Here is a 5,487-nt window from a genome sequence, read left to right as displayed (position 1 = left end):
CCCAGCCAGGTCGCGCCCATGCGGGCCAGGGGGTCCAAGACCCGCCCCATCGGCCGTCCGCGCAGCGAGCTGTCGCCGGTGAAGGTGGCGCACATCGGGAAACCCGCCGCCGCGCCCATGATCAGGCGAACGCCCGTGCCGGCGTTACCGCAGTCGATAACGTCGGAAGGCTCAGCGAAGCCGCCCTGGCCCTCGATGCGCCAGCGACCGACGCCTTCCTGCTCAACCCGCGCGCCGAAGGCCTGCATGGCCCGCGCCGTGGCGAGAACATCGTCCCCCTCGAGCAGCCCCTCGACCGTCGTCGTCCCTGTCGCGAGCGCGCCCAGGATCATAGAACGGTGGGAAATAGACTTGTCTCCCGGAGCGCGTACGATCCCTCGCAGAGCGCTTCCGGGGGCGCTCTTCAATCCAGCCGACGACATGCCGAAACCGGCTCCTTAGTATTTGGTTGTTTTCGCGAAGGGGTTTGCTTTTGACAGCGGCCTCCCGTCATGGCAAGTGACCGGCCGCTTTTCCCATCAGGATCAAAGGGTCGCCACCTTGGCAAATCCCGACTTGGGCGCAAAACAAATCTGCCCCAGCTGCCAGTCGAAGTTCTATGACCTCAACCGCCGTCCAGCTGTTTGCCCTAAGTGTGGCGAGCAGTTTGACCCGGAAGAGGCTCTGAAGTCGCGCCGCGTCCGCGCCCGCGCGATCACGCCGGACTATGAGTCCGACGATGAGAAGGAGCCGGTCGCCCCGAAGGAGGAGGACGGCTTCGAGGACGAGGTCGACGAGACTCCGGAAATCGACGAGGCGGCTGAGGCCGATGTTGTCGAGACGGACGACGAAGACGCCGAACCCGGCGCCGCGCCCGCCGGTGACGCCGACCTGGGCGTCGACTTCGCCGAGGACGACGATCTCGCCGAAGACGAAGCCGACGACGTTCCGTTCCTGGAGGACGAGGACGACGACATCCTCGACGAGGAGATCGAAGGCCTCCCCGGCGAGGGCGTCGACGACTGATCCAGTGGAAAGCCGGTCACGGATCGTCCCGCGACCGGCTTTCCACAAGCGTTTTCGGACCTGCGACATTTTTCTCGAAAAAAGTTCGCAGGGAGGGTTGATCCCCGGAAAATCCCGGACTAGGTTCCGCGCCTCTTCGGGGAGCGACACCAGTCGAAACGCTGAAGAGACCAAGGATTTCCGAGAGTTACCTCAGGTGTTCTCAGAAATTTTCGGGGCTATAGCTCAGCTGGTAGAGCGCTTGAATGGCATTCAAGAGGTCAGCGGTTCGACTCCGCTTAGCTCCACCATCAAGGCCCGGACGGAAACGTCCGGGCCTTGTCCATTTCTGGGCTTTGCCGTCGCCATCCGAGGCCACGCGTAAGCGAACTTCCCCCTCTTACCTCTTGAACGCTTCATCGCTGCTCGCCATGTCTAGCGTTGTGTCGCGGGGAGAAACGCCGATCCTCGGGTTGTTCACCGCGAACGAAGTCGCTTGAGCGAGGACTTCGCGATGACCCGGACGATCCTGTTCGACAGCCCTTTCTTGTTGGGCTTTGAGCACACCAGGGACCTAATCGAGCGCGCCGCCAAGGCCGCGTCCGAGAGCTATCCGCCCTACAATGTCGAGCAGGCCGAGAACGGCGGCGTCCGCATCACTCTGGCCGTGGCGGGATTCTCGCCCGAGCAGCTGCAGGTGACGGTCGAAGGCGGCCAACTGATCGTAGCGGGCAAACGCGACGCCGAAGGCCGCAGCGAGGCCGAGAGGGCCTTCCTGCATCGCGGGATAGCGGCCCGTGGCTTTGTCCGCACTTTCGTTCTGGCCGAAGGCATGGAGGTACAGGCCGCAACCCTGGAGCACGGCCTCCTGCACATCGACCTCGCGCGCCCAGAGCCCGAACGGCTGATCAAGCGCATCCCGATCCGTAGCGCGGGCTGACCGCGCATCAGAAGGTAACGCGGGCCAGACGGTCGCGTGGAACGAGTCTCTTCCGGCGCGGGCTGAACCGGCCGGAAGAGACTCGTTCCACGCGACCGTCTGGCCCGCGTTACCTTCTGATGCGCGGTCAGCCCGCGCTACGGATCGGGATGCGCTTGATCAGCCGTTCGGGCTCTGGGCGCGCGAGGTCGATGTGCAGGAGGCCGTGCTCCAGGGTTGCGGCCTGTACCTCCATGCCTTCGGCCAGAACGAAAGTGCGGACAAAGCCACGGGCCGCTATCCCGCGATGCAGGAAGGCCCTCTCGGCCTCGCTGCGGCCTTCGGCGTCGCGTTTGCCCGCTACGATCAGTTGGCCGCCTTCGACCGTCACCTGCAGCTGCTCGGGCGAGAATCCCGCCACGGCCAGAGTGATGCGGACGCCGCCGTTCTCGGCCTGCTCGACATTGTAGGGCGGATAGCTCTCGGACGCGGCCTTGGCGGCGCGCTCGATTAGGTCCCTGGTGTGCTCAAAGCCCAACAAGAAAGGGCTGTCGAACAGGATCGTCCGGGTCATCGCGAAGTCCTCGCTCAAGCGACTTCGTTCGCGGTGAACAACCCGAGGATCGGCGTTTCTCCCCGCGACACAACGCTAGACATGGCGAGCAGCGATGAAGCGTTCAAGAGGTAAGAGGGGGAAGTTCGCTTACGCGTGGCCTCGGATGGCGACGGCAAAGCCCAGAAATGGACAAGGCCCGGACGTTTCCGTCCGGGCCTTGATGGTGGAGCTAAGCGGAGTCGAACCGCTGACCTCTTGAATGCCATTCAAGCGCTCTACCAGCTGAGCTATAGCCCCGAAAATTTCTGAGAACACCTGAGGTAACTCTCGGAAATCCTTGGTCTCTTCAGCGTTTCGACTGGTGTCGCTCCCCGAAGAGGCGCGGAACCTAGTCCGGGATTTTCCGGGGATCAACCCTCCCTGCGAACTTTTTTCGAGAAAAATGTCGCAGGTCCGAAAACGCTTGTGGAAAGCCGGTCGCGGGACGATCCGTGACCGGCTTTCCACTGGATCAGTCGTCGACGCCCTCGCCGGGGAGGCCTTCGATCTCCTCGTCGAGGATGTCGTCGTCCTCGTCCTCCAGGAACGGAACGTCGTCGGCTTCGTCTTCGGCGAGATCGTCGTCCTCGGCGAAGTCGACGCCCAGGTCGGCGTCACCGGCGGGCGCGGCGCCGGGTTCGGCGTCTTCGTCGTCCGTCTCGACAACATCGGCCTCAGCCGCCTCGTCGATTTCCGGAGTCTCGTCGACCTCGTCCTCGAAGCCGTCCTCCTCCTTCGGGGCGACCGGCTCCTTCTCATCGTCGGACTCATAGTCCGGCGTGATCGCGCGGGCGCGGACGCGGCGCGACTTCAGAGCCTCTTCCGGGTCAAACTGCTCGCCACACTTAGGGCAAACAGCTGGACGGCGGTTGAGGTCATAGAACTTCGACTGGCAGCTGGGGCAGATTTGTTTTGCGCCCAAGTCGGGATTTGCCAAGGTGGCGACCCTTTGATCCTGATGGGAAAAGCGGCCGGTCACTTGCCATGACGGGAGGCCGCTGTCAAAAGCAAACCCCTTCGCGAAAACAACCAAATACTAAGGAGCCGGTTTCGGCATGTCGTCGGCTGGATTGAAGAGCGCCCCCGGAAGCGCTCTGCGAGGGATCGTACGCGCTCCGGGAGACAAGTCTATTTCCCACCGTTCTATGATCCTGGGCGCGCTCGCGACAGGGACGACGACGGTCGAGGGGCTGCTCGAGGGGGACGATGTTCTCGCCACGGCGCGGGCCATGCAGGCCTTCGGCGCGCGGGTTGAGCAGGAAGGCGTCGGTCGCTGGCGCATCGAGGGCCAGGGCGGCTTCGCTGAGCCTTCCGACGTTATCGACTGCGGTAACGCCGGCACGGGCGTTCGCCTGATCATGGGCGCGGCGGCGGGTTTCCCGATGTGCGCCACCTTCACCGGCGACAGCTCGCTGCGCGGACGGCCGATGGGGCGGGTCTTGGACCCCTGGCCCGCATGGGCGCGACCTGGCTGGGTCGCGACAAGGGGCGTCTGCCCCTGACGCTGAAAGGCGGCAACCTGCGCGGCTTGAACTACACGCTGCCCATGGCCTCGGCCCAGGTGAAGTCGGCCGTACTGCTGGCGGGTCTTCACGCCGAGGGCGGCGTCGAGGTTATTGAGCCTGAGGCGACCCGCGACCACACCGAGCGCATGCTGCGGGCCTTTGGCACCGAGGTGATCGTCGAGGACCGCGTCGTCGGAGAGAAGACCATCCGGCACATCCGTCTTCCCGAAGGTCAGAAGCTCACCGGAACCCACGTGGCTGTGCCGGGCGACCCGTCGTCGGCCGCTTTCCCTTTGGTGGCGGGGCTGATCGTCCCGGGTTCGGAGGTCACGGTCGAGGGCGTGATGCTCAACGAACTGCGCACCGGTCTCTTCACGACCTTGCAGGAGATGGGCGCAGATCTCGTGATCTCGAACCAACGCCTGTCGAGCGGGGAGGAGGTCGGCGACATCACCGCCCGCTACTCCAAGCTCAAGGGCGTCGTTGTGCCGCCCGAACGCGCGCCGTCGATGATCGACGAATATCCGATCCTGGCCATCGCGGCCGCCTTCGCCGAGGGCGACACCGTGATGCGCGGCGTCGGCGAGATGCGGGTCAAGGAAAGCGACCGCATCGCCCTGACGGCGAACGGCCTCAAGGCGTGTGGCGTCCAGGTGGTCGAGGAGCCGGAGGGGTTCATCGTCACGGGGGCGGGACATCCGCCGAAGGGCGGGGCCACCGTCACGACCCATGGCGACCACCGGATCGCGATGAGCCACCTGATCCTGGGCATGGCCGCCCAGGCGCCGGTGGCCGTCGACGAGCCCGGCATGATCGCCACCAGTTTCCCAGGCTTCGTCGATCTGATGCGGGGCCTTGGCGCAACGCTCGCGGAAGCCTGAGCATGGGGTTCGTGATCGCCGTCGATGGGCCCGCTGCGTCCGGCAAAGGCACGATCGCTGGCCGCTTGGCGGCGCTTTACGGCTATCCGCTGCTGGACACCGGCCTGCTCTACCGGGCGGTCGGGGTTGGCGTTCTGGCCGGCGCGGGCGATCTCGATGACCCCATCGCGGCTGAGGCCGTGGCCAGGTCGCTTGACCTTTCGGATCTCGACAGCGTCGAGGTGCGGACACGCGCCGCCGGGGAAGCGGCTAGCCGGGTCGCCGTGCACCCCGGCGTCCGCGCCGCTCTGTTCGACCTGCAGCGCAACTTCGCCAAGCGCGAGCCCGGCTCGGTGCTGGATGGCCGCGACATCGGCACGGTTATCGCGCCTCACGCACCGGCCAAGCTCTACGTCACGGCTCGTCCCGAGGTCCGCGCCGAGCGCCGCTGGAAGCAGCTGGTGGGCCAGGGCGAGGCGGTGGATTTCGAGGATATCCTGGCCGACATCCACAAGCGTGACGCGCGCGATGGCGGTCGCAAGGATGCGCCAATGACGCAGGCCGCCGACGCCGTCTTGCTCGATACGTCGGAAATGACTATAGAGCAGGCCTTCGATGCGGCCC

Annotated in this window: 6 protein-coding genes, 2 tRNA genes and 1 pseudogene; 5 read left to right on the top strand and 4 right to left on the bottom strand. The window is 65.3% G+C overall.

Going from position 1 to position 5,487, the window contains the following annotated elements:
• Positions 1 to 422, bottom strand: a 422-nt coding sequence (locus CSW59_RS03275; protein WP_369825736.1) for a 3-phosphoshikimate 1-carboxyvinyltransferase, incomplete at its 3' end; no start/stop codon positions are given.
• 118 nt (positions 423 to 540) lie between these two features.
• On the opposite strand from CSW59_RS03275, the gene CSW59_RS03270 reads away from it, so the two are divergent.
• The 3 genes from CSW59_RS03270 to CSW59_RS03260 all read left to right on the top strand — a co-directional run bounded on the left by CSW59_RS03270 (position 541) and on the right by CSW59_RS03260 (position 1,924).
• On the top strand, positions 541 to 1,005 hold the full coding sequence (locus tag CSW59_RS03270) for a TIGR02300 family protein (RefSeq protein ID WP_099442689.1): 465 nt from the start codon (positions 541 to 543) through the stop codon (positions 1,003 to 1,005).
• Positions 1,006 to 1,219: 214 nt separating this feature from the next.
• A tRNA-Ala gene (locus CSW59_RS03265) sits at positions 1,220 to 1,295 on the top strand.
• Between the two features lie 203 nt (positions 1,296 to 1,498).
• Complete coding sequence (locus CSW59_RS03260; protein ID WP_099442690.1) at positions 1,499 to 1,924, top strand: Hsp20 family protein; 426 nt, start codon at positions 1,499 to 1,501, stop codon at positions 1,922 to 1,924.
• A gap of 127 nt (positions 1,925 to 2,051) precedes the next feature.
• Here CSW59_RS03260 and CSW59_RS03255 read toward each other — a convergent pair whose 3' ends face one another.
• The 3 genes from CSW59_RS03255 to CSW59_RS03245 all read right to left on the bottom strand — a co-directional run bounded on the left by CSW59_RS03255 (position 2,052) and on the right by CSW59_RS03245 (position 3,435).
• Positions 2,052 to 2,477 carry an Hsp20 family protein gene (locus CSW59_RS03255; protein WP_099442690.1) on the bottom strand — a complete coding sequence of 142 codons (426 nt, stop codon included), beginning with the start codon at positions 2,475 to 2,477 and terminating at the stop codon, positions 2,052 to 2,054.
• Positions 2,478 to 2,680: 203 nt separating this feature from the next.
• Positions 2,681 to 2,756 (bottom strand) — tRNA-Ala (locus tag CSW59_RS03250).
• 214 nt (positions 2,757 to 2,970) lie between these two features.
• A complete protein-coding gene (locus CSW59_RS03245) occupies positions 2,971 to 3,435 on the bottom strand; it encodes a TIGR02300 family protein (RefSeq protein ID WP_099442689.1) in 465 nt (154 codons plus the stop codon).
• A 118-nt stretch (positions 3,436 to 3,553) separates the two neighbouring features.
• On the opposite strand from CSW59_RS03245, the pseudogene aroA reads away from it, so the two are divergent.
• Together aroA and cmk are read left to right on the top strand one after the other, a co-directional pair.
• A pseudogene (gene aroA, locus CSW59_RS03240) lies at positions 3,554 to 4,884 on the top strand (3-phosphoshikimate 1-carboxyvinyltransferase).
• A gap of 2 nt (positions 4,885 to 4,886) precedes the next feature.
• Positions 4,887 to 5,487, top strand: a 601-nt coding sequence (gene cmk / locus CSW59_RS03235; RefSeq protein ID WP_099442688.1) for a (d)CMP kinase, incomplete at its 3' end; no start/stop codon positions are given.

The organism is Caulobacter sp. BP25 (genome assembly GCF_002737755.1).
In the GTDB taxonomy this organism is placed as follows: Bacteria; Pseudomonadota; Alphaproteobacteria; order Caulobacterales; family Caulobacteraceae; genus Caulobacter.
The sequence above is the reverse complement of the archived record's forward strand: the minus strand, read 5'-3'. Positions and strand labels throughout refer to the sequence as shown.